Here is a 23,972-nt window from a genome sequence, read left to right as displayed (position 1 = left end):
AGGCGGGGGTTCGGGGGCCGGGACGGTGGAAGGCGGGGGAGTTCGGTTCCCGGGGCGGTGGAGAGGCGTTGAGGCGGGCAGAGGGCGGGGGTTCGCGTCCAGAGGCGGTCGGGCCCGGCCCGGCGGACAGTGCGGCCAGGGGCCGCCGGGGCGGGCGGTCGTCGCCCGCCCCGGGATCGGTCAGCGGGCCGTGCGGCCGGGGCCCTGGACCCGGGGGCCGGGTCAGGGGTCCGGGATCCTGGGTCCCGGGGCCGGGGCCGGGGCCGTCGGGAAGCCCCGGCCCCCGGGCCCGGCGGTGGGATCGGGTCAGCCGATGGCCTTGTCGATCGTCCGCACGGCCGCGTCCCACGCGTCGTCCGGGCTGGTGCCGCGCTGCTCCATGTTGTTGATCTGGGTGGAGATGGAGTCCTTGATGACGCCGTCCTTCGGGCCGAGGACCGCCTCGGGGATGGACTTCGCGCCGTCGGCGTAGATCTGGCCGATCGGGGCGTCGTTGAAGTACGGCAGGGTCGCGTTCTTCACGTCGGGCAGCTCGTAGGCGCCCTGGTTGGACGGGAAGACGCCGATCGCCTTGAAGACGGCGGCCTGCTGCTCCGGGGCGGTCAGCCACTTGACGAGCTTGGCGGCCTCGTCGACGTTCTTCCCGGACTTGGGGACGGCGAGGAAGGAGCCGCCCCAGTTGGCGGAGGTGCCGCCGGGCGCGCTGGTGATGTCCCACTTGCCCTTGTTGGCGTCCCCGGCGTACGTCGAGATCTGGCCGGCCATCCAGGCGGGGCAGACGACGGTGGCGACGGTGCTCTTGCGCAGGGCCGCCTGCCACTGGTCCTCGAACTGGGCCAGGCCCTGCGTCAGCTTCTTGGAGGCGGCCTGGGCGGCGAGCTGCCAGCCCTTCTCGACGCTCGCGCTCTCCTGGTAGACCGGCTTGCCGCTCGCGTCGTAGTACTGCTCGGGGCTGGAGCTGACCACCGCGTTGAACATGGCGCTCGCGGAGTCCATGAAGTACGTCCCGGAGGGGGCCTTCTTCTTGTACCGCTCCCCGAGCGCGAGGTAGTCCTCCCAGCCGCCCGCCGTCAGCTTCGCCACCTCGGAGCGGTCGGTGGGAAGCCCGGCCTTCTCGAACAACTCCCGGTTGTAGCAGAGGGACATGGGGCCGATGTCGGTGCCCGCGCCGATGACGGCGCCGTTGGGTGCGGTCGCCTGCTTCGCCTTCCACGACACCCACTCGTCGACGCCGATGACCTTGGAGAGGTCGGCGAAGGAGTTCGCCTTGGTGTCGACGATCTCCTTGATCCGGCCGACCTCGATGCCCTGGACGTCGGCGAGGCCGCTGCCGGAGTTCAACTGCTGGAGGAGCTTGGGGTAGTAGTTCTTCTCCTCGGCGGTCGTGTCCTCCTTGACCGTGATCTTCGGGTTCAACTCGTGGTACTTCTCGAAGAGTCCGGCCTCCTTGTACCCGAACTGCCCGAAGTCCGCGACGGTCAGCGTGATGTTGCCGTCGGCGTCGGCGCCCTTGCCGGAGTCGGACGAGCCGCCGCATCCGCTGAGGAGGAGGGCGGTGGCCGTGAGGCCCGTGGTGGCCGCCAGGGCGGCTCGCTGGCGTCGACCGGTGACGCGGCGGGTGATGCGCATGTCCACTGCTCCTTGTTCCGGGGGGTGTTCCGGGGCTGTCCCGGGGTGTTCCCGGAGGGTCCCGGCATGGTTCCGGGGGTGCTCCGGAGTGGTTCGGTTCGGTGCGGGGTGGTTCAGATCGGTACGGAGTGGTTCCGGGCGGTTCTGGAGTGGTGCGGGGTGGTTCTTCGTGGTTCTTCCGAGAGGTGGCGCCGGGCGGTGGCGCCGGGCGGTTCGGGGGCCCGCGCCCCGCCGTGCGACAGGGCGGGAGGCGGCCGGGTCCGGGTGCGGAGAGAAACGACGGGTGGGGCCGCCGCGACGAGTGGGAGCGCTCCCACATGCCGTGACGGAAGGTTGCTGCCTGGAGGCGGTGGGTGTCAAGAGTTGAAGACGATTCCGTTGCCGAGGGATGTCCGGCGCGTCACGACGGGGGTCTCGGGCCGCCCACCCGTCGGAAGGTGAAGGGGGAGGTTCGCCGGGAGGTGAGCGGCAGCGCCCCGCGAGAAGGGCCCTCCACGGGCCGGGCGGCCCGTGACGGGTGAGGTGCCGAGGCGCCGACCCCCTGTTAATTTCGCCCTTATGTACCCATTGATCACGTTGATCGCCGACGCCGTCACCGGTGGGTGACCCGGGGTGGGCGTGCTGCGCGACCATCCCGAACTGGCTCTCTTCCTCTGCCTCGCGGCCGGCTACCTCATCGGCAAGCTCCGCGTCGGCCCGATCACGCTCGGCGGCATCTGCGGCACCCTCATCGTGTCGCTGCTGCTCGGCACCCGGCACGTCAGCGTCGACGACGACGTCAAGACGGTCTTCTTCGCGCTGTTCATCTTCTCGCTCGGCTACCTGGCCGGACCGCAGTTCTTCGCCAACCTCAACCGCCGCAGCCTGCGCTTCTTCGCGCTCTGCCTGATCGAGCTGGTCTGCGTCCTCGGCATCGCCTTCGGGCTCGCCAAGGCGTTCGACCTGGACGTGGGCACCGCCTCCGGCATCCTCGCGGGGGCGGCCACCGAGTCCGCCGTCGTGGGAACGGCCACCGAGGCGATCGGGAAGCTCGGGGACCTGTCTCCCGAGCAGATCAGCCGGTACCAGGGGCACGTGGCCACCGCGTACACCGTCTGCTACCTCTTCGGCCTGATCACCATCGTGCTCTTCACCAGCCAGATCATGCCGATGCTGCTCCGGATCAACCTGGCGGACGCCTCGCGCGAGCTGTGGGAGAAGATGCGCGGCGGCCAGGCCGGACTGGACTCCGACGAGCGCGAGGCGCTGCCCGGCACGGTCGGCCGCACCTACCTGGTGACGCTGGCCGACGGGCGGACCGTGGGCGATCTCCAGAGCGCGCTGGGCGGCCGGATCACCGTCGAGGGGGTCAAGCGCGGCAGCAAGCTGCTGACACCCTCCCCCGGCCTGGAGCTGACGCTGAGCGATCTGGTCCAGGTGGTCGGGGAACGGGCCGCCATCATCGAGGCGGGCCGGGAGATCGGCCCGGAGACACCCGCCGTGCCGGGGCTCGACACCCCGCTCGCCACCAGCCAGGTCGCCGTCACCGAGAAGGACACGATCGGCGCGAGCATCGACCGGCTGGAGCAGCGCCACCCGGAGTTCCGCAAGGACGGGGTCTACGTCACCGACGTGCTGCGCAACGACCAGCACCTGCCGGCCAGCGGGGAGACGGTCCTCGCCCGGGGCGACGTGCTCACCCTGGTCGGTGCGCGCGGCGGGCTGAACCGGCTCGTCGCGAAGCTCGGCGCTGTGGTGAAGAACGACGCCACCGACTTCATCTATCTCGGCTTCGGCATCGTGGCCGGTTCACTGCTCGGCCAGGTCGTCGTGAAGCTCGGTGACGTCCCGATGTCGCTCGGCACCGGCGGCGGCTGCCTGATCTCGGGGCTGGTCTTCGGCTGGTTCCGCTCGCGCAGCCAGACCTTCGGGGCGTTCCCGCCGCAGGCCGCGACCACGCTGAAGGACATGGGCCTGGCGGTCTTCATCGCCTGCACCGGGCTGGCCGCGGGACCGCAGGCGTGGCCGCTGCTCAAGGAGTACGGAGCGCTGCTGCCGTTCGCGGGCATCGCCATGGTGCTGGTCCCGGCGACGGTCTCGCTGGTCGTCGGGCGCAAGCTGCTGAAGATCGAGAAGCCGCTGCTGATCGGCGCCATCGCCGGACAGCAGTGCTCGACCCCGGCGATCACCTCCATCACCCAGGTGGCCCAGAGCTCGGTCCCGCTCCTCGGCTACACGATCACGTACACGCTCTCCAACTTCCTGCTGCCGCTGACCGGGCCCATCCTGGTCGGCGTTCTGGGGGCCTGACGTGCCCGGCCTCCGCGACCACCGACCCGTACGGAACGGACCCCGCCATGCCCAGGAGCAGTCTCAGCCGTGAAGAGATCCGGTCCTTCGCCCAGCTCTCCCCCTTCGAGCTGAAGGACAAGTTCATCGCGATCGCGACGGCCGCGCAGAGCGGCCGTCCCGGCCAGAAGGGCCGGACGACCCGGGCGATGCTCAACGCCGGCCGGGGGAACCCGAACTGGGTGGCCACCGGCCCCCGGGAGGCATACCACGCACTCGGCTACTTCGCAATCGAGGAGTCCCGCCGGGTGTGGACGGCCGACAACCTGGGCGGGATGCCGGAGGAGGCGGGGTGTGCGGAGCGCTTCGACCGGTTCGTGCGCACGCGTCCGGGGCTGCCGGGCGTCGAGCTGCTGCGGGCGAGCGTGGACCTGGCGGTGAAGCGGTTCGGCTTCGAGCGGGACGCGTTCGTGCACGAGCTGGCGGACGCCTCGATCGGCGACAACTACCCGGTGCCGGACCGGATCCTGCCGCACACCGAGCAGATCGTGCGCGGCTATCTCGCGGACGAGATGTTCGACCACCGGCCGCCGGAGGGGCAGACGTTGAGCCTGTTCGCGACCGAGGGCGGCACGGCGGCGATGTGCTACGTCTTCGACTCGCTGCTGAAGAACGGCATCCTGGACCGGGGCGACCGGATCGCCCTGATGGTGCCGGTGTTCACCCCGTACGTCGAGATCCCCGAGCTGGACACGTACGACTTCGACGTGGTGCGGGTGGAGGCGAGCCTGTTCACCGAGACGGGCGTGCGGCAGTGGCGCTATCCGGAGGAGGAGATCGCCAAGCTCGCGGACCCGTCGGTGAAGCTGGTGTGCTGCGTGAACCCGAGCAACCCGCCCTCGCTGGCGCTCTCCGACCGGGTCACCGAGCAGATCGTCTCCATCGTCGCCGAGCGGAACCCGAACCTGATCGTCGTGACGGACGACGTGTACGGGACCTTCGTGGAGGGCTTCCGGTCGCTCGCCGCCGATCTGCCGCGCAACACCCTGCTCGTCTACTCGTACTCCAAGCACTACGGGGCGACGGGCTGGCGGCTCGGGGTGATCGCGCTGCACGACGACAACGTGATCGACGCGATGCTGGCGGCGCAGGACCGGGAGCAGAAGGCGCGGCTCGACCGGCGGTACGGGACGCTGACGCTCGATCCCGGGACGATGCGCTTCATCGACCGGATGGTGGCGGACTCCCGGCAGGTGGCGCTGAACCACACGGCGGGGCTGTCGCTGCCGCAGCAGGTGATGATGGTGCTGTTCTCGCTCTTCGACATGCTCGACGAGGGTCAGGCGTACAAGCACCGGATCCGGGAGATCGTCCAGCAGCGGCTCGAACTCCTGCTGGAGGGCGCGCACATGAAGATCTCGGAGGACCCGAAGCGGGCCGCGTACTACATCGAGCTGGATCTGCTGGCCGAGGCGGAGCGTACGCGCGGAAAGGCGTTCGCCGCCTTCCTGGAGCAGCACTACGAGCCGGTCGACCCGCTGTTCCGGCTGGCCGAGCAGACCTCGGTGGTACTGCTCAACGGCGGCGGCTTCGACGGGCCGGAGTGGTCGGTGCGGGTGTCGCTGGCCAACCTGGACGATCTGGACTACCTGAAGATCGGCCACCATCTGCGGGCGATCTTCGACGAGTACGCGGAGGAGTGGCGGGCCCAGGGCGGGTGATCCGGTCGCGGGCGGCGGCGCTGCGGCGGACGCCGGTACGGGGAACGACGGGCTGCGGAGGCGCGGCGGGCTGCGGGCGGCCGAGGCGCGGCGGGCGGCGGGGGCGCGGCGGGCTGCGGGCTGCGGGCTGCGGGCTGCGGGCTGCGGGCTGCGGGAGCCGGATTCCCCGCCGCCACCGGGGCGAACGGTGGCGGCGGGGGCCGACGTGGGGGTCCCCGGGGGAGGTGGGGTTCGACGACTTCCCGGGGTTGCTACGAGCAGCACGCTAGCGGCTGCACAAGGGGCAAACAGCACCTTACGGACAGCGGGTGGTGTTCTTATGGTGCGCTTAAGGGAGGCATCGGGGCCGGTTAATGCAGGGGGCCGGCGGGGGTCCGGGGCTCCCGGCGCCGCCGCCAGCCGATGCGGCGGCCGACCTTGCGGCCGTGGCCGCGCCGACCGCCTTCCGGGCCGCTGCCGTGCAGGCCGATCCAGATCCGGATCTCCGTGCCGCCGAGGACGGACCGCCCGATGCGCAGGTCGCCGCCGGTGGACTCGGCGACTCGGCGCACGATGTCCAGGCCGAGGCCGGTGGAACCGACGGACCCGCCCTCGCCGCCGCTCCCGCTGCCGCCCCGCGCGAGGGCGGCCCGCGGATCGGCGATCCCCGGCCCCGCGTCGGAGACGAGGACGATGACGGCGTCGCCGCTGTGGTGGACGTCGACGGCGAAGGCGGTGCCCACGGGGGTGTGGCGGAAGACGTTGCCGAGCAACGCGTCGAGCGCGGCTGCCAGTTCGGGCCGGGCGACGGGGATGCGGGCCGCGCGGTCGGCCCCCGCGACGCGCGTCTCGCGCCCCTCGTCCTCCGCGAGCGCCGACCAGAAGCTCATCCGCTCGCGGATCACCTCGGAGGCGTCGCACCCCGCCTCCGCAGGCGACCCCTGGGCGTGCGGGCGTTGTTCGCGCGCGGCGCGGATGATGGCGTCGACCTCGTGCTCCAACTGCTGGACCGCCGCCCGGGTCTGCTCCGCCGCCGGGCCCTCGCCGAGGGAGGCGGCGTTCAGCCGGAGCACGGTGAGCGGGGTGCGCAGCCGGTGCGAGAGGTCGGCGGCCAACTCCCGCTCGTTGGCGAGGAGCTGGACGACCTGGTCGGCCATTGAGTTGAACGCGACGGCGGCGGAACGCAGTTCGGTGGGCCCCTCCTCGGGGACCCGGGTGGCGAGCTTGCCCTCCCCGAGCTCCTGGGCCGCGCCCGCGAGGCGCTGGGCGGGCCGCACCATCCGCACGCCGAGCCGGTCCGCGACCGCGACCGAGCCGACGACCAGGGCGAGGCCGACGCCCGCCAGCATCAGCCAGGCGGTGGCGACGCCGTTGGAGACCTCGTCCTCGGGGACGTAGACCTCGACGACGGCGATCTCCCCGGTGCCCAGCGCGGTGGGCTGGAGGAGGGCGAAGCCGCCCTCGACCTCGGCGACGGAGGCCCGGCCGTCCTCGCGCACGGTCTCCACGTCCTGCCGCGCGGCGCGCCGCGTACCGATGTCCAACGGGCCGCCCTCGACCGGGACATGGACGGCGAGGTGGCCCCGGCCGCCCGGCTCGGTGGACAGCACGGCCCGGGTCAGCTCCGCGCGGTCGGTGGTGATGGAGAGGGTCGGCCCGATCGTGGCGGCCTGGCGTTCGGCGTCCGAGAACGCACGGTCGCTGGCCAGCTCCCGGATGACGATGCCGAGCGGTACGGCGAAGGCGATGACGACCATGGCCGTGACCGCCAGACAGACCTTGACCAGGGCCCATCTCATGCGGACGGCTCCGCGAGCGGGGCGGCGCCGGGAGTGTCCGGCGGTGGCTGGAGCTTCACGCCGACGCCGCGCAGGGTGTGCAGATAGCGCGGCCGGGCGGCCGTCTCACCGAGCTTCCTGCGCAGCCAGGAGAGATGCACGTCGATGGTCTGGTCGTCGCCGTAGGACTGCTGCCAGACCTCGGCCAGCAGCTCCTTGCGGGCGACGACCACCCCGGGCCGCCCGGCCAGGAACGCCAGCAGGTCGAACTCCCGCCGGGTCAGGTCAAGTCCGGCCCCGTCCAGCTCGGCGGTGCGGCGCAGCGGGTCGATGGAGAGACCGCCGACGCGAAGGACCCCGGGCGGCGGGGCCTCGGCCCCGGCGGCGCGGGAGCGGCGCAGCACGGCGGCCATCCGGGCGGAGAGGTGCTCCACGGAGAACGGTTTCGTCAGGTAGTCGTCGGCCCCGTCGTTCAGCAGCCGGACGATCTCGCTCTCGTCGTCCCGCGCGGTGGCGATGATCACGGGCACGTCGGTGATGGAGCGCAGCATCTTCAGCGCCTCGCCGCCGTCCAGGTCGGGCAGTCCGAGGTCGAGGATGACCACGTCGAAGCGGAAGTGGGCGACCTCGCGCAGCGCTTCGAGCGCGGTGCCCACGCTGCGTACCGTGTGGGACGCCTCGCTGAGGTGCCGGATCAGCGCGGACCGCACGAACTGGTCGTCCTCGACCACGAGCACACTTGCCATGGGCGGCACCGTACGCCATGCCGACGGGCCCGGTCCCGCCCCGTCGGAATCCTCCGCAAAGGCCGGAGAAGAGGGTGTACGGGGTCTGCCGGGGCCGCCAAGTGCCGTACGGACAGGGGGCGCCGGCGGGTCCCGGTGGTGCGAGGATGTCCCCGATGCGACGAGGACTCGTACACGTGCTGGCGTGGACGCTCAGCACCGGAGCGGCGGTCACGCTCTCGTGGTGGGGCGTGCACACCGTCCTGTCGGGGACGCTGTACGACCGCCCCCGGGCGGTGCCGGTCTCGGCGGCAGCGGGGCCGTCCCAGCGCGCCGGGCAGAACGGCGGACCGCCGCTGGTCTCCTCCACCCACCGGGCGTCGCCCTCCCCCACCGGCACGCCGCGCACCGCTGACGCGAGCCCTTCGGCCGCCGCCCCGCGCCCCGCCCGTACGCCGTCGGCGGCCCCGGCGAGACCGTCCGCGCACTCCGGTCCGGCCCGATCGTCGAAGGCCGCGGGAAGGCCGGGCGCTTCGGGGTCCTCGGCCTCCGGCGAGGTGAAGAGCTACCGGACGGACGGCGGCCGGGTGGTGTTCGAGCTGGGCGCGGACGCGGCGAAGCTCGTCTCCGCGACGCCGGAGCCGGGCTGGTCGATGCAGGTGTGGACGAACGACGCGTGGATCCGGGTGGACTTCGGCGACGGGCGCGGCGAGGACGGGACGACGTACTCGGTGTGGTGCACCTGGAACGGGACGCCGCCCGTGGTGCAGGTCGTCGAGCCGTGAGCCGGGGCGGGCCGGCCGCCGGTCCGCCGCGGAGCCTGCCGCCGAGGCGCCGCACGGCCCGCCGGGGGCCGGGGTCTGTCGACGGCTCAGGGGTGCTCGGCGGTTCAGGGGCGCTCGGCGGTTCAGGGGTTCTCGAAGACCGACGGCGGGGGCGCGGGCGAGGGCTTGGCGGCCTCGTCGGTGACGACGGCCGCGCCGCCGGTGAAGTCGCCGAGGGCGCGGCCGTGCTCGACGCGGCCCGGGTGCGGGTCGGTCGCCACCCGCCGGGTGAACTCCGCGACCGGCAGCGGCAGCGCGGAGGCGAGCAGCACCGCGTTGCCGAAGCGGCGGCCGCGCCACACCACCGGGTCGGCGGCGAGCGCCAGTTCGGGGAAGACGGCGGCCGCGGTGGCCACCTGTCCGCGCAGATGGGCGAGGGGCGGCCCGTCCGCGAGGTTGGCGACGTACCGGCCGGAGGGCGCCAGCACCCGGCGCACCTCCGTGAGGAAGCCGGCGGAGGTGAGATGGGCGGGGGTGCGGGCCCCGCTGAACACGTCCGCGACGATCAGGTCGGCCCAGCCGTCCGGGAACCTGCCGAGCCCTTCACGGGCGTCGGCCGTGCGGACCCGGACGCGCGCCTGGGGGTCCAGCGGGAGGTGGTCGCGGACGAGCTGGACGAGCGGCGCGTCGAGTTCCACGATCTGCTGGGTGGAGCGGGGTCGGGTGGCGGCGGTGTAGCGGGCGAGGGTGAACGCGCCGCCTCCCAGGTGCAGCACGCGCAGGGGCTGGAGCGGGGGCGCCGCGAGGTCGATGACGTGGCCGATGCGGCGCTGGTAGGCGAACGAGAGGTGTGCGGGGTCGTCGAGGTCCACGTGGGACTGCGGGGCGCCGTCGATCAGGAGGGACCAGCCGTTCGGCCGTTCCCGGTCGGGTATGAGCTCCGCGAGCCCGCCGCCCACCGGCCGCGCGACCGGTTCGCGCTCGGCCCGGCCGCCGCTCCGGCGCCCCTTCGCCGGCGCGTCCGCGGCCTTGGCCGGCGCCTTGCCCTTGGCCGCGGCCTTGTCCCGGCCCGGCCCTCCTCGACGTGCCACGTTCGCTGGTCCTTGCTGGTGGGGGCCCGGGGCGCCGGCTTCGCGGAGGCATTCGGCCGGTCTGCCCATTATGGGCTCAGCAGCAGTTGTCGGCCGCCTCGATCATCCGGGCGGCCTGGTCGAGGGCGGCGCGGAGCACGGCCGGATCGGTGACCGGCGCGTCCTCGGCGGGCGGGAGCAGCCAGCCGGAGCCGGCGGCGGGCGGGACGGTGGGGAGGCGCAGCCCGCGCCCGTCGGTCCGCGTACAGGCGCTGCCGGGTACGTCCCAGGCGTCGGCGGTGCCCGGCGGCACGAGGAAGCCGAGGGTGTCGCAGGTCCCGTCGTGCAGCACCGGGCCCACGGGCTCGTGGCCCTGGGCGCGCCGCAGGATGTCGACTGCCTCCAGTCCCTGCCGGGCCGGGACCGTGACCAGGTCGCAGGGCGGGGTTCCCTGCGCGGGGGGCACGGGCGGCTTCGGGGCCGGCGGGGGCTGGGGGTCCGTCGGTTGCGTCGCGGTCGTCCGTGAGCCGGTCTCCCTGCCGAGGTGCAACAAGGGAACCCCTCCTCTCATCGCCGAACGGAGCCACACTCCGTCTCCACAGTGACCAACGCGACGGCGCGTCAAGGGCTACGGGCCGAGACCGCCGCAAAGGGTGGCAGTTCATGGCGGATCGGGGACGGTATGCCCCTTTTCGCAACGAAACGCTGCGTGTGCGAGCCGTCACAGCAGGTACGTTCGTGCTCCGCCGGGGCACCCGGGAGACCGGGTGGCACGAACCCCGGCCGCACCAGAGAGGGGCCGGTCATGGCGTCGACAGCGGCAGTTCCCAACCTCGCCTTCCGTCAGCTGCGCGGACCGCGTTCGGCCGGGGAGTTCGCGGCCGCCGTCCGCCGGGCGGCCCGGGAGATCGGGGAGCAGGTCGCGTGCGACGCCCGGTACATCGGGCGCGTGGAGTCCGGGGAGATCCGCTGCCCCAACTACGCCTACGAACGGGTCTTCCGGCACATGTTCCCCGGCCTGTCCCTGACCGACCTGGGGTTCTCGGCCCGCGAGACCGTACGGGGGCGGGGCGCCCGGGTCGTGTCCGAACCCCCGCCCGCGGCCGGCCCCGCGTCCCGCCCCTCCGGCCGGGGCCACGACCCCGGCGTCTCCCACGACCACCCCCACGACATCCCCGAGGAGAGCGACGTGCTGCGTCGCGTGTTCATGACGAGCGGCACCGCCACGATGGCCGCCGCTTCCCTGGGCCTCGGCGGGGCGCCCGCCGCCGCCCGGGTCTCTCTGCCCGTACAGCGCCGGGTCGGCGAAGCGGAGGTGAGCGCCGTCGAAGAGGCCGTACGGCAGTTCCGGCTGCTGGACGACCGGCGCGGCGCGGACGGGCTCTACCGGCAGGCCACCCGCCCGTTGCGAGCGGCGTACGAACTGCTGGACGCCGGGGCCACCGCACGGCGCACCACCTCGGACCGGCTGCACGCGGGCGCGGGCGAGCTGGCCATCTCCGTGGGGTGGCTGGCCCACGACTCGGGGCGGCTCGACGACGCCCGCTCGCACTACGCGGAGGCGCTGGCCACGGCCCGGCTGGCCGGCGACGCCGGGCTGGAGGCGCACGCGTTCTGCAACACGTCGTTCCTGGCCCGGGACGCGGGGCGGCCGAGGGAGGCGGTACGGGCGGCGGAGGCCGGTCTGCGGGCGGCCCGCTCGCTGGGGTCGCACCGGCTGATGGCGCTGCTGGCGCTGCGGGAGGCGGGGGGCCGGGCGGGGCTCGGGGACCGTACGGGGTGCGACCGGGCGATCGGGCGGGCCCGGGCCGCGTTCGAGCGGGGCCCGGCGGCGGGCGACCCGGAGTGGATGAGCTTCTTCCGGGAGGCGGAGCTGGAGCTGCTGGAGGCCCAGTGCTGGTCGGCGCTGGGCGACTGGTCCCGCGCGGCCCGGCACGGCAGGCGGGCGACGGCGCTCCAGGACGTCCACTTCACCCGGAACCTGGCGCTGTACCGGGCCCAGCTCGCAGGGGACCTGGCCCGGGCCGGCCGGGTGGACGAGGCGGCGGCGACGGGGCACCAGGTGCTGGACCTGCTGACCCGGGTGAGGTCGTCGCGGATCCGGGGCATGGTGGCGGGGGCGGCGCGGGTGCTGGAGCCGCGGGCGGGGGCGGCGGACGTGTCGGCCTTCCTGATCCGCCACGGGGCGCAGCCGGCGGAGTGAGCCGCCGCGCTCCCCCGGGCGCCCGGGTCCACCGCGCGGCACCGGGCGCCCGGGTCCACCGCGCGGCACCGGCGGGGTGAGCCGCCACGGGACCCTCGCCGCGGCCCCTTCGGCCCGGACTGGGCAGACGGCCGCGCGGGCGGGCGGCCGTGCGGGCCGACGCGGGCGGGCCCGCCCCTACCGGGTCCCTACCGGTCCAGGTGGCCGGTGTCGTTCCAGCGTTCCAGGGCCGGCATCCCGTACGCCCATCCCAGCACGGACAACGACGTCGGCTCCAGCCGTACGCGCGCGCCGAAGGACAGGTCCTCGCCCAGCCACCGCGCACCGAGCGCCCGCAGGATGTGGCCGTGGGCGAAGACCAGGACGTCCCGGTCCGCCGACCGCGCCCAGGCGACGATCTCGTCCGCGCGGGCGGTGACGTCGGCGACGGACTCCCCGTCCGGGACCCCGTCGCGCCAGATCAGCCAGTCCGGCCGGTCCGCCTTGATCTGCGCCGGCGTCAGGCCCTCGTACGCGCCGTAGTCCCACTCCATCAACGCGTCCCACGGCTCGGCCCGCTTCCCGAACCCCGCCAGTTCACACGTCTCGGCGGCGCGGATCAGCGGACTGGTGCGGACCTCGACCCCGGGCAGCCCGTCCCACGGCGCCCGGTGCAGCCGCGCGCCCAGCAGTTCGGCGCCCTCGCGCCCGGCGTCGAGGAGCGGGATGTCCGTCCTGCCGGTGTGGTTGCCCCGGACCGACCACTGGGTCTGGCCGTGCCGGGCGAGCAGGATGCGCGGTGCCATGAAGGCTCTCCCTGAGAACGCTGGTGCTGGTGCTGGTGCTGGTGCTGGTGCTGGTGCTGGTGCTGGTGCTGGTGGGACCTTCCATCATCCCGTACGGAGGGGACAGGCAACCTCCCGGGCCCGCCCGGCGTCCCTCCCTGCGCAGCCCCCGGCGGTGCGTCCGGCCCCGGCGGGAGTGCTGCGACAGGGGGCGTCCGGAAAGGGGGCCCCGGCGGGTACGGGGGCACGGGGCCACCGTACGGTTGAACGTTCGCCGTCGGCCGCACGAACCTTGGGGAGAGCCACCGGATGCCGCACGCCATCGCGCCGCCCGCCAACGCGCAGCCCGCGACCGGTCATCGGCCCCGCTGGTGGACCGAGCTGCCGCTGATCGCGGTGGTCTACGCGCTGTACTCGGTGGGCAGGCTCCTGGTCCGCGGCGACGTGTCGACCGCGGTCGACCACGGCCTGGCGATCCTCCGGCTCGAACAGGCGCTGTACCTCAACGCCGAGCACCCGCTGAACCGTCTCTTCACCAGCACCCCCTCCCTCGGCATACCCGCCGACTTCGCGTACGCCTCCCTGCACTACGCGGTCACCCCGGCCGTCCTCATATGGATGTTCCGGCGCAGGTCGGCGCTGTACCGGTCGGCCCGCGTCTGGCTGATGAACTCCACGCTGCTGGGCCTGGTCGGCTTCTCGCTGATGCCGACCTGCCCGCCCCGCCTGCTGGACGCGAGCCACGGCTTCGTCGACACGATGGCGCAGTACAGCGCGTACGGCTGGTGGGGGCAGGGGGCGAGCGCGCCGCGCGGGCTGAGCGGGATGACCAACCAGTACGCGGCGATGCCCAGCCTGCACGTCGGCTGGTCGCTCTGGTGCGGCGTCCTGCTGTGGCGGCACGGCCGCCATCCGCTCGTCCGGGCGGCGGGCGTCGCCTATCCGCTGCTCACCACGGTCATCGTCATGGGCACGGCCAACCACTACTTCCTGGACGCCGTCGCGGGCGCCGCGGTGATGGGGGCGGGGGCCCTGCTGGTCAAGCCCGTCACCCGGTTCGCCGACCGGGTCAAGGCGTGGGGCGCGGCCCGGTTCACCGGCCCGGTCGCCGTCCTGTTCGCGGCCGGTCCCCCGCACGGGTCCGCCGCCGCCCAACGCCCCGTATCCGGTGCCGTATCCGTGACCGCGCCCCCGAATGTCAGTAGCGGATGCAAGACTTCCCCGGGTGAGCGCATCCCCGGCCAGCGGACCACCTCCGCAGATCCCCCCGGCACGGCAGTCGACGGCGCGTCAGTCGGCGGCGCCGACCCCGCGGCCACCAGCGACGACGCTCCGGCAGCGGCTCGCTGAGCTGCGCGGCCCCTCCGTCGCGCCGCATCCGCTCGACGCGAGAGCCCTCGCCGCGCTGGCCGCCAACCCCGGCTGCAAGCGGCGGGCCCTGCTCGACGGCGCGGGCGTGGACAAGGGTGTGCTGGCCACGGCGCTCGGTTCCCCCGCCCCCTTCGGGCAGTCCCAGTTCGCCTTCATGCGGGGCAACGCGTTCGAGGCGAAGGTCAAGGCCGACGGCGGCGCCGAGCTGCTGCGCCTGCTGTACGAGCGGCTCGGCGGCGGGGCGCCGGAGCCGGCCGGGGACGCCGCCGCGCCGGATCTGAGCGCCGCCGGTCCCGAGGGCCGGGCCGCGCGGACCGCGCTCGCCCTGCGGGAGGCGACGGCGGCGGGCGGCTGGGCCCTGCTGGACCATCCGATGCTGGCGCTGGAGGTGGCGGGCTCCCCCGCCTATCTGGAGCCCGACGCGGTCGTGGTGCACCCCGACGGCCGGTGGACGGTGGTCGAGATCAAGTCATTCCCGATGATCGACGCGTCGGCCGACGCGTCGAAGGTCGGCGCCGCCGCCCGGCAGGCCGCGGTCTACGTGCTGGCCCTGGAGCGGGTCGCCGCGGTGACCGAGGGCGCGGAGGTCGGACACCAGGTGCTGCTGGTCTGCCCGAAGGACTTCTCCAACCTGCCGACCGCCTCCGTCGTCGACGTGCGCAAGCAGCGCGCCGTGACCCGCAGGCAGCTCACCCGGCTGACCCGGATCGAGGACATCGCCGCGGAGCTTCCGGAGGGGACGACGTTCGATCCGGCGTGCGCCCCCGACGAGCTGGACGCCGCCGTGGCCGCGGTGCCCCCGGCGTACGCCCCGGAGTGCCTGGCCGCGTGCGAGCTGGCGTTCCACTGCCGGGCGAAGTCCCGGGCCGAGGGCGCGGTGGAGGCGCTGGGCCGGAGCGTCCGGGGCGAGCTGGGCGGACTGACCACGGTGGCCGGGGTTCTGGCCGCCGCCGCGGGCAAGGAGGGCGACCCGGCCGATCCGACGGTCGCCGCGCTCCGCCGGGCCGCCGCCCTGCGCGCCGAGGCGCTGGAGAGCGCGGCCGCCCTGCGCGCCGGGAGTATCGGGGACCACGCCGGGAGCGGGGACGACGGCACGGGCGGTGCCGGCGGTACGGGCAGTGCGGTTGGTACGGCCGGTGCCGGCGGTACGGCCGGTGCGGATGGTGCCGGCCGTACTGGCAGTGCGGCTGGTACGGCCGGCGCGTCGGAGGGGCAGAGCTGATGTCGCTGATCACCACCCTGGCCCGGCTGGAGGCCGTCGACTCGGGCCGCGCCCAGCCGCTTGCGACCGTACGCCACCGCCATCTCACCGACCGGCCGCTCGTGCTGGTGCCGCTGACCACCGCCGGCGAGGCCGGGGCCCCGCTCGGGGCGCTGGTCGGCACCGACCGGGAGTCGCCCCGGCTGCTGGCCGTGGCCCAGCCGCGCGACCGGGACCTGCGGTTCGCGTTCCTGGCGGAGCTGGCGGAGGCGGTCCTGCCGCACATCGAGGCGTACGCGGACGTCGTCGAGCCCGCCGAGCGCAACGAGACCGACCCGGCGACCGGCAAGAAGACCAAGGTCGAGGTCGAGCTGTGCACGGACGCCGCCCAGCTCGTCGTGCCGAGCCGGGCGGGCGTCGAGTTCGTCCGGCTGCTGGGCCGGTCGATGCGGTTCCGCCGTACCGCCGAGGACGACCCGGACACCCCGTATCCGGCCCCGGCGCGGGTGCCGCTGCTCGGCCGCTGGCTGACGCACTACGGGGAGCGGGCCCGGGTGCCCGGCTCCTCGCTGCTGCTGGCCGCCACCGATCTGCTGAACCGGCACTGGGCGACCGGGCAGAGCAGCCTGGAGGACCAGCACCTGGGCGCGCTGCTCGCCTGGATCGACCCGCCGGCCGGCTCCTCGGGGGCCGAGGCGGCGCTCCGGGCCGAGCTGGCCCGGGACGGGGAGGGCCAGTTGCTCTGCCCGCCGGCCGGTCCGGCGACGGACCCGGACTTCGACAACCGCCTGCTCGCCCCGGCGATCGAGCGGTACGACCGGGCGCGCACGGCGTTCGCGTCGGCCGAGGACGGGCTGGCCGCCGATGCCCGGCTGGCCGAGCTGAGCGGCGCCGAGCGGGAGATCCGCTCGCTGCTGGCGCGGGTGATGCTGCCGACCTGGGACGCGGTGTGGCGAGGGCTGGACCTGCTGCGGGAGCTGCCGGAGGGGGCGCGGGCCGAGGACCGCTGGTCCCGGGACCGGTGGTCGTTCACCGGCCACCGCGACCGGGTGCGCTCGGGCGAGCCCCCGCAGCCGCGCCGCGACGACGCGGTGACGGCGGCCCAGAAGCTGGCCTCCCGGGAGACCGCGCAGGCCCAGTTGGAGGCGCAGGAGGCGCTGGACGATCCGCTGGTGCTGGCGGGGCGGCGGCTCGCGGGCGAGGCGTTCCTCGCCTCGGTGACGGATGTGGAGATGACGTACACCGAGTCCAAGCGGCCCTCCCCGCGCCCGCTGGTCACGGTCCGCACGGACGAGCGCCCGCATCTGGCCGAGCGGACGAAGGTCTACCGCACGCTGGACGGCAAGCCGCAGACGGCGGAGTTCGTCCGGTACGCGGGCGAGCCTCCGGCCGACGCGGACGGGGCCGTCGCGGAGCCGGTGCGGGCCGACCCGGAGGGCGGTCCCCGGACCGGCGCGGACGGCACCGCCGCCGACGACGGCGAGGTGCTGCTGGTGCTGCGGATCCTGGACCGGATGGGCCGGGGCAAGGAGCCCGCGCCCGGTTCGGTGCCGGAGCCCGGCGACCGGATCGCCTGGACCCTGTTCGAGCACGACCAGCGCGGCGGACCGAAGCTGCCGGACCCGGAGGAGACGCCGTGGACCCACGGCGGGCCGCCGGGCGCGGACGCCGCGACGCGTGCGGAGCACCCCGACCCCGTGACCCCGGAGGACCTGCTGTGACCCCGACCCCGTCCGCCACCGCCCCGGGGGGACCGCTGTGACCGTCGCCTTCGACCCCGGTGCGGCGGCGGCCCGCGCGACCGCCGCGATCCTCGACGACACCCTGCACGGCGGCAGCCGGGGCGTCGTCGTGGACTCGCCGCCCGGCGCGGGCAAGTCGACGCTGGTGGTGCGGGCGGCCCTGGAGCTGGCCGCCGCCGGGCATCCGCTGATGGTGATCGCGCAGACCAACGCCCAGGTCGACGACCTGGTGGTGCGGCTCGCGGAGAAGGAGCCCGAGCTGCCGGTGGGGCGGCTGCACAGCAGCGACTCCGATCCGTACGACAAGGTCCTGGACGGGCTCGCCAACGTCACCAAGTCGGCGAAGGCGGCGGATCTGGCCGGGCTCGACGTGGTGATCTCGACGGCCGCCAAGTGGGCGCACGTGAAGAACGTGGAGCCGTGGGGCCACGCGATCGTGGACGAGGCGTACCAGATGCGTTCGGACGCGCTGCTGGCCGTGGCCGGGCTCTTCCGGCGGGCGCTGTTCGTCGGGGACCCCGGCCAGCTGGACCCGTTCTCGATCGTGGGGGCGGACCAGTGGGCGGGGCTGAGCTACGACCCGTCCGCGAGCGCGGTCTCCACGCTGCTCGCGCACAATCCGGAGCTGCCGCAGCACCGGCTGCCGGTCTCCTGGCGGCTTCCGGCGTCGGCGGCTCCGCTGGTGTCGGACGCCTTCTACCCGTACACACCGTTCCGCAGCGGTACGGACCACGGGGACCGGAAGCTCTCGTTCGGGGTGGCGTCGGACGGCTCGGGGCCCGACCGGGTGCTGGACGAGGCGGCGGAGTCCGGGTGGGGGCTGCTGGAGCTGCCGGCCCGGCACACCCCGCGCACCGATCCCGAGGCGGTACGGGCGGTGGCCCTGGTGGTCCGGCGGCTGCTGGACCGGGGCGGCGTCGCGACGAGCGAGCGGGCGGACGACCCCGTTCCGGTGACGGCGGACCGGGTGGCGGTCGGCACGGCCCATCGCGACCAGGCGGCGGCGGTGCGGGCGGCCCTCGCGGAGCTGGGCGTCACGGGGGTCGCGGTGGACACGGCCAACCGGCTCCAGGGCCGCGAGTTCGACGTGACGGTGGTGCTCCACCCGCTGTCGGGCCGGCCCGACGCGACGGCGTTCCACCTGGAGACGGGCCGGCTCTGCGTCCTGGCGTCCCGGCACCGGCACGCCTGCGTCGTGGTGTGCCGTGAGGGGGTGGCGGACCTGCTGGACGAGCACCCGTCCACGGAGCCGGTCCAGCTCGGCGTCACGGTGAAGTTCCCCGACGGCTGGGAGGCCAACCACGCGGTCTTGGCCCACCTCGCCGAGCACCGGGTGCGGTGGCGCCCGTAAGGCGCGTCCGGCAGGGCGCACGGGCCGTGGCCCCCTTGCGCGGGGTTGGACAATGGAGGGTGGCCGTCCTGGCCGCGCGAGGAGGGAACAGCACATGACAGAGTCCGAGCGGAACGAACGGCAGCGGCTGCGCCCCGCGCCCCTGCTCTTCGAGCCGTCTCAGGCCGCGGCGGACCCGGAGCACTTCTTCGACCTGGAGTCGATGGAGGACCCCAGGGAGCTGCTGGCCCGGGCGACCGAGCTGACGCAGGCGTTCCGGGCGGCGACGGACCGGTCGGTGGAGTTCCAGGCGATCGCGGCGGCGCAGCTCGCCGATCCGCGCCGGTTCGACCGGCTGACGGCGGCGGACGTCGCGGAGCGGGCGGAGTGGACCGAGGACTACGCGAAGAAGATGATCGAGTTCGGCCGCTCCCTGCTGGACGCCGCCCCGACAGCCTGAGACGCACCGGGCGGGCCCCCTCCCGGCGGGCGGAGCCGCCCGGGTGCCGGGCGGGAGTCGGGCGGACGGGCCGGTCGCGCTCCTCCGGCGAAGCGCCCCTCCCGGAGGGGGCGGCACGTGCCCCCTCCGGACGGGCCGGACGCGCCCTCGCGCCCGCGGGCACACGCGTACGTGAGCCATGAGACCGATGTGACACGTGAGGCACGGCAGCAGCGGTGGGGCAGGTGGTGCGTCACCAGGCCGGGGGTCAGAGCCCGTGGCATATTCCGGCGCGCAAGATACTCCCCACCCCTCCGCCCTGTCCCGTTTTCCCGCAACTCTCGGAATCAGTTCCGTCACTCCCGGTAGACATTGCTCCATGAGCGCATGGCTGAAAGACGAAACGACCCTGCACACCGGTGCCGCCCCGCACCACGGCGTCGGCCTCTTCGCCCTGCTGCGTGACCAGCCCGGCTCCCAGGCCGCACAGGTCACGGCGGCCGGCGCCGCCTGGCTGGCCGGGGCCACCCCCTACCCGCGCAGCACCCTCGCCCAGTGGGAGGAGCGCCCGACCGCGCCCGGCGTCCTCCCCTGCGGCACAGCCTTCGACGTCGTGAACGTCCCGGCGCTGTTCGGGCGGCGGATGCTGGAGCGGCTCTGGGCGGAGGGGCCCGGCTCGGGGCCGGTCGCCACGCACCGGGGCCGGATGCTGCTCTTCGCCGCCCCCGGCACGGCCCAGCGGCTGCCCTCGCTGCTCTCCTGGGAGGAGTGGGGAACGGACGGTTCCGGGGGCGTCGGCGGGGCCGGCGAGGAGCGCGGCACGATGCCGCCCCTGCTCTGCCACGGCACCGGGGACGCCGTGACCGTACCGCCTCTGACCTGCACCTCGTCGGACGGCGGCCCGCGCTGGCTGGTCGCCCCCGACACCCGCACCCCGTGGCTGCCGGGCCCCGACGTGCTGCTCTGGGCGTGTGTGCGGGTGAGCCGGACCCCGCTCCCCCGGGCCGGGGCGCAGACGATTTTTCCTCCGGCGGATCAGGGTGCTAATGTCTACGACGTCACCAGGCGCCGTTAGCTCAGTTGGTTAGAGCAGCTGACTCTTAATCAGCGGGTCCGGGGTTCGAGTCCCTGACGGCGCACAGACGGAAGAAGCCCCTCGCGGAAGCGAGGGGCTTCTTCGTGTTCCGGGTGGAGCGGCCGTACGGCAACGGGGCTGTCGGCCGTACGGTCGCCGTCCGGCGCGGCCCGCTCAGACGCCGGTGGTAATCCGGACGGTCCAGGACCCGGACGGCGTACGGTCCGCGACCTCCACCCGGGTGCCGTCGCCCGGAACGGTGAAGGTCTCCCCCACGCCTAGCGGGGCGTCGGCCAGCGGCGGGTAGACCGAGCGGTCCCAGCAGGCCCCGGTCTCCGGGTGGGTGTCGATCACCTCGACGGGGCCGCCGCCGGAGGCCGTCTCACTGCGGATCCGGTAGATCAGGATGCCCTCGGCGCAGGTGGTCCGGTCGTTCCCGGTGGCGCTGCGGGCCTCGACGGCCAGTGCGCTGCCGGAGCCGGTACGGATGACGGCGAGCCGGGTGCCGAGCGTGCCGCCGGGCGGCGGGGCGGCGGCGACCGGCTCCAGCGTGAGATCGGCCGAGCCCCGGACGCAGACGACCTGGCGGCCGTCGAGCCAGCCGAGCTTCCACTTGTGCCAGCCGAACAGGTCGGGGGCGAGCCCGAACTGGCTGCCCATGACGTCCCAGTCGCCGACGTACGTGTCCCAGTCGCCCTTGCCGTCCACGGGCCGGTGGTAGAGGTCGGCCAGGTCGAAGACGTGCCCGGTTTCGTGGGCGAGGACGTTGCGGTCGGGCGGGTGCTGCTCGAAGACCGTGACGACCCGCCGGATGTCGCTGCCGTCGGCGCGCAGGGGCCGGTCGAAGTTCACCACCTTCGTGGCGTCGGAGTCCACGCCCGGGGCGTCGGGATCGGCCACCAGGTAGACGACGTCGTACCGGGAGAAGTCCACGTCCGCGTCGGCGGCGGCGATCGCGTCGCGGAGGTAGGCGGAGCGCCGTTCGGCGTTCCAGTCGCGCTCTATGCCGTACCAGGTGGAGGGGCGCGGCATCCGCGTCCAGCCCGGTCGCGGGTGCGGGCGCAGGGTGAACCGGCCGTAGCTCGCCCGTTCGAAGAAGCGGGTGGTGGCCGGGAAGTGGTCGGCGGTGAGCACGTCGGGGTCGACCGCGGGCTCCGCGTCCGGGAAGGACAGGAAGATCATGACCGCGTCGAGGGCCCGGTCGGGCTGCGGGTAGGCCGTGTTCCAGGTGTCCAGGCCGAGCGAGTGGTGCGCCGCCGTCCGGGGCAGGGCGCAGGACGCGGCGTCCCGGGAGGCGGCCACGGCGGGCCCCGCGACCAGGGACATGGCGGCGAGCGCCAGGAGGGAGGTGGCGGCGGCGGCCAGACTGCGCAGCGGCGGCCGGTCGGCTCCCTCGGGTCCGCGACGGGACGGCACATCGACCTCCGGGTGGGGAACACGGTCCATCGCGTCCACCCTGTGCCGCCGCGCCACGCCACGCCCTGTTGTGCTGCCCCACACGGGTCAGCGACCGAAAACACCACCCACACCTTCACGGAACGTCACCATCGATCGATGGCGCCCACTCAGGCAACAGATCCGCACAGAATTGATCAGGAGCGGGCAAACCGGAAGGCTGGATTACGCCCCTCGGGGGACCCTCACGGTGGCCCGGACCGGGCAGTGCGCTGGATTGGGCTATGCGGCCTCATCTATGCTTCACCACGCTTTCCCGCGTGGAACGGGCCCTTCACGGGGACCGCCGCACGGTGGCCTGTCCGACCCCACCAGTTCACGACGATCTTGACAGCGGGAGCGAGCGGTGAGCGGAACCTCCGAAGGGCCGAGCGCCCCGGCAGGCACGGCCTCCGGCGTGCCCCCCGCATCGGTCACGGAGCGTCATGCGGCGGCCCATCCTCCGCCCGCCGGCGCCACGCCGCCCGCCCCCGCGCCACGCCCCCACCCGGAGCACGCCGGACCGCCCGCCCCCTCCGAGGTGCGCGACTACCGGGCCGCCTTCAACGCCGCCGCGCTCCCCATGGGCGTCATCGACGGCCGGGGCCAGGTCGTCCGGGCCAACGAGGCGCTGGGCGGGCTGCTGGGCGCGCCGGCGGCGGTCCTCGCCGGGCGCCAGGCGAGCGAGCTGCTCGACCTCGCCTCCGACGACCGCACCTGGCACAGCTACCGCGAGGTCCTGCTGGGCCGCCGCTCCCGGTTCCGCTGCGACCGCCGCCTCAAGCACCCCGACGGGCGCTCGCTGTGGGCCGAGATCACCGTCGTGCCGATGACCGGCGCCTCGGCCACCGAGCCCGCACGGGTGCTGCTGACGGTCGCCGACGTCAGCGACCGGCGCGAGCTCCAGGAGCGGCTGCGCCACCTCCAGATGCACGATCCGGTGACCCGGCTGCCCAACCGGACGCTGTTCTTCGAGCGCCTCGCCTCTGTGCTGGAGACCCCGCCGTACCAGGACGACTCGATGCCCGCCCGGCAGCAGGCCCGGATCGGGCTCTGCTATCTGGATCTGGACGGTTTCAAGGCGATCAACGACACCCTGGGCCACCGCACCGGGGACCGGCTGCTGGCCGCCGTCGCCGCGCGGCTCACCGACTGCGCGGAGAACGACGCCTCCCGCAACGCCGGCGGCAACCGGCTGGTGGCCCGCCTGGGCGGCGACGAGTTCGCGATCCTCGTCGAGGACTCGGCCGGCACCGAGGAGCTGGCCGACCTGGCCCGCTCGGTCCTCGCCGCCCTCCAGCAGCCGTTCGACCTGGCCGGGCAGCGGCTCTCGGTCTCCGCGTCGATCGGGGTGGTCGAGCGGGTCGCGGCGGGCACCTCGCCCACCGGTCTGATGCAGGCCGCCGACACCACGCTGTACTGGGCGAAGGCGGACGGCAGGGCCCGCTGGACGCTGTTCGACCCGGAGCGCAACGCCCACCGCATGACCCGGCAGTCCCTCTCCTCCACGCTGCGGCCCGCCGTGGAGCGCGGCGAGTTCACGCTGGAGTACCAGCCGCTAGTCGGCATGGCGGACGGGGTGCTGCGCGGGGTCGAGGCCCTGGTGCGTTGGAACCACCCGCAGTTCGGCGTGCTGCCGCCGAATCGGTTCGTCCAGATCGCCGAGGAGGACGGCTCCATCGTGCAGCTCGGCCGGTGGATCCTGCGTACCGCGTGCCGCCAGGCGCGGCGCTGGGAGCTGGACCACCCGGACGAGCCGCCGCTGTTCATCAGCGTCAACGTCGCCGTACGGCAGGTCTGGGACTCCGACCTGGTGGCGGACGTGGCGGAGATCCTGACCGAGACCGGACTGGCCCCCGGGCTGCTCCAGCTGGAGCTGACCGAGTCGGCGGTGATGGGCTCCGGCGGCCGTCCGCTGAGAGCGCTCCAGGCGCTGAGTGACATGGGTGTACGGATCGCCATCGACGACTTCGGGACGGGCTACTCGAACCTCGCCTACCTCAGCCGGCTGCCCGTCTCCGTGCTGAAGCTGGACGGGGCGTTCGTGAAGGGCTTCCGGTACGAGGACGGCACGCACCCGAGCCCGGCCGACGAAACGATCGTGGAGGCCATGGTGCAGCTCGCCCACCGCCTGGGCCTGACCGTCACCGCGGAGTGCGTGGAGACGGCCGGCCAGGCGGAGCGGCTGCGGCGGATCGGCTGCGACACCGGGCAGGGCTGGCTGTACTCGCGGGCCGTCGCGCCGGAGCAGATCGCCGGGCTGATCGGGTCCCGGCCGCTGGAGGGGTGAGACCCGGGGCCGGGGCCGTACGAGACCCGGGGGTCAGTGCCGTACGAAGCCGGGGGCCGGTGCCGTACGAGACCGGGGGATCGGTGCCGTACGAAGCCGGGGCCTGCCGCGCCCGGCCCCGGACGCCCGGGGCCGACGTCGTACGCGGCCCCGGGCGTCCCGTCGTACGCGGCCGGCGCGCCCGGTGCC

General features: G+C 74.3%; 18 protein-coding genes and 1 tRNA gene. 12 read left to right on the top strand and 7 right to left on the bottom strand.

From position 1 onward, the window contains the following. Window positions 1-306 precede the first annotated feature (306 nt). On the bottom strand, window positions 307-1,629 hold the full coding sequence (locus IF19_RS0132005; RefSeq protein ID WP_030113118.1) for an ABC transporter substrate-binding protein: 1,323 nt from the start codon (window positions 1,627-1,629) through the stop codon (window positions 307-309). A 612-nt stretch (window positions 1,630-2,241) separates the two neighbouring features. Here IF19_RS0132005 and aspT point away from each other — a divergent pair. Together aspT and IF19_RS0131995 are read left to right on the top strand one after the other, a co-directional pair. Continuing rightward, a complete protein-coding gene (aspT, locus tag IF19_RS0132000; protein ID WP_030113119.1) occupies window positions 2,242-3,918 on the top strand; it encodes an aspartate-alanine antiporter in 1,677 nt (558 codons plus the stop codon). 47 nt (window positions 3,919-3,965) lie between these two features. Further along, window positions 3,966-5,618 (top strand): bifunctional aspartate transaminase/aspartate 4-decarboxylase, encoded by a 1,653-nt coding sequence (locus IF19_RS0131995; protein ID WP_030113120.1) that lies wholly within the window; start codon window positions 3,966-3,968, stop codon window positions 5,616-5,618. 350 nt (window positions 5,619-5,968) lie between these two features. Here the strand turns inward: IF19_RS0131995 and IF19_RS0131990 are convergent, their stop codons facing one another. Next, window positions 5,969-7,396 (bottom strand): sensor histidine kinase, encoded by a 1,428-nt coding sequence (locus IF19_RS0131990; protein ID WP_030277885.1) that lies wholly within the window; start codon window positions 7,394-7,396, stop codon window positions 5,969-5,971. Further along, window positions 7,393-8,121, bottom strand: a complete 729-nt coding sequence (locus IF19_RS0131985) for a response regulator transcription factor (RefSeq protein WP_030113122.1) — start codon at window positions 8,119-8,121, stop codon at window positions 7,393-7,395. The genes IF19_RS0131990 and IF19_RS0131985 overlap by 4 nt, the downstream gene beginning before the upstream one ends. A gap of 155 nt (window positions 8,122-8,276) precedes the next feature. Between IF19_RS0131985 and IF19_RS0131980 the strand changes: the two genes are divergently transcribed. Further along, window positions 8,277-8,885 (top strand): hypothetical protein, encoded by a 609-nt coding sequence (locus IF19_RS0131980; RefSeq protein ID WP_030113123.1) that lies wholly within the window; start codon window positions 8,277-8,279, stop codon window positions 8,883-8,885. Between the two features lie 122 nt (window positions 8,886-9,007). On the opposite strand, the gene IF19_RS0131975 is transcribed toward IF19_RS0131980, so the two are convergent. Together IF19_RS0131975 and IF19_RS0131970 are read right to left on the bottom strand one after the other, a co-directional pair. Further along, the gene (locus IF19_RS0131975; protein WP_030113124.1) at window positions 9,008-9,955 is read right to left on the bottom strand and encodes a spermidine synthase; all 948 of its coding nucleotides are present in this window, start codon (window positions 9,953-9,955) and stop codon (window positions 9,008-9,010) included. 76 nt (window positions 9,956-10,031) lie between these two features. Continuing rightward, on the bottom strand, window positions 10,032-10,487 hold the full coding sequence (locus IF19_RS0131970) for a hypothetical protein (RefSeq protein ID WP_030113125.1): 456 nt from the start codon (window positions 10,485-10,487) through the stop codon (window positions 10,032-10,034). A 252-nt stretch (window positions 10,488-10,739) separates the two neighbouring features. Between IF19_RS0131970 and IF19_RS0131965 the strand changes: the two genes are divergently transcribed. Next, window positions 10,740-12,137, top strand: coding sequence for an NsdA family TPR-like regulatory protein (locus IF19_RS0131965; protein ID WP_030113126.1), 1,398 nt, complete (start codon window positions 10,740-10,742; stop codon window positions 12,135-12,137). 188 nt (window positions 12,138-12,325) lie between these two features. Here the strand turns inward: IF19_RS0131965 and IF19_RS0131960 are convergent, their stop codons facing one another. Further along, window positions 12,326-12,922 (bottom strand): histidine phosphatase family protein, encoded by a 597-nt coding sequence (locus IF19_RS0131960; RefSeq protein ID WP_030113127.1) that lies wholly within the window; start codon window positions 12,920-12,922, stop codon window positions 12,326-12,328. 288 nt (window positions 12,923-13,210) lie between these two features. Here IF19_RS0131960 and IF19_RS0131955 point away from each other — a divergent pair, with 288 nt between their 5' ends. The 7 genes from IF19_RS0131955 to IF19_RS0131925 all read left to right on the top strand — a co-directional run bounded on the left by IF19_RS0131955 (window position 13,211) and on the right by IF19_RS0131925 (window position 20,123). Then, window positions 13,211-14,251: a phosphatase PAP2 family protein gene (locus tag IF19_RS0131955; protein ID WP_030277884.1), complete on the top strand. Its 1,041-nt coding sequence runs from the start codon at window positions 13,211-13,213 to the stop codon at window positions 14,249-14,251. Between the two features lie 106 nt (window positions 14,252-14,357). Further along, on the top strand, window positions 14,358-15,494 hold the full coding sequence (locus IF19_RS0131950) for a hypothetical protein (RefSeq protein ID WP_234310371.1): 1,137 nt from the start codon (window positions 14,358-14,360) through the stop codon (window positions 15,492-15,494). Further along, the gene (locus IF19_RS0131945; protein ID WP_030113131.1) at window positions 15,494-17,194 is read left to right on the top strand and encodes a hypothetical protein; all 1,701 of its coding nucleotides are present in this window, start codon (window positions 15,494-15,496) and stop codon (window positions 17,192-17,194) included. Before IF19_RS0131950 ends, IF19_RS0131945 begins: the two co-directional genes overlap by 1 nt. A 37-nt stretch (window positions 17,195-17,231) precedes the next feature. After that, window positions 17,232-18,566 (top strand): AAA domain-containing protein, encoded by a 1,335-nt coding sequence (locus IF19_RS0131940; RefSeq protein WP_030277881.1) that lies wholly within the window; start codon window positions 17,232-17,234, stop codon window positions 18,564-18,566. A 94-nt stretch (window positions 18,567-18,660) separates the two neighbouring features. Then, window positions 18,661-19,005 (top strand): hypothetical protein, encoded by a 345-nt coding sequence (locus IF19_RS0131935; protein WP_030113134.1) that lies wholly within the window; start codon window positions 18,661-18,663, stop codon window positions 19,003-19,005. 358 nt (window positions 19,006-19,363) lie between these two features. Beyond that, a complete protein-coding gene (locus tag IF19_RS1000000135760; RefSeq protein WP_030113135.1) occupies window positions 19,364-20,059 on the top strand; it encodes a bifunctional DNA primase/polymerase in 696 nt (231 codons plus the stop codon). Continuing rightward, window positions 20,050-20,123: transfer RNA gene (locus IF19_RS0131925), tRNA-Lys, on the top strand. Before IF19_RS1000000135760 ends, IF19_RS0131925 begins: the two co-directional genes overlap by 10 nt. 110 nt (window positions 20,124-20,233) lie before the next feature. Here the strand turns inward: IF19_RS0131925 and IF19_RS0131920 are convergent. Next, entirely contained in the window at window positions 20,234-21,505 is a 1,272-nt protein-coding gene (locus IF19_RS0131920; protein ID WP_078581021.1) for a M6 family metalloprotease domain-containing protein, read from the bottom strand. A 355-nt stretch (window positions 21,506-21,860) separates the two neighbouring features. Between IF19_RS0131920 and IF19_RS0131915 the strand changes: the two genes are divergently transcribed. Then, window positions 21,861-23,783 carry a putative bifunctional diguanylate cyclase/phosphodiesterase gene (locus IF19_RS0131915; RefSeq protein ID WP_030120216.1) on the top strand — a complete coding sequence of 641 codons (1,923 nt, stop codon included), beginning with the start codon at window positions 21,861-21,863 and terminating at the stop codon, window positions 23,781-23,783. Window positions 23,784-23,972 lie beyond the last annotated feature (189 nt).

This window comes from Streptomyces californicus (assembly GCF_000717645.1).
Classification (GTDB): Bacteria; Actinomycetota; Actinomycetes; order Streptomycetales; family Streptomycetaceae; genus Streptomyces; species Streptomyces californicus.
The sequence above is the reverse complement of the archived record's forward strand: the minus strand, read 5'-3'. Positions and strand labels throughout refer to the sequence as shown.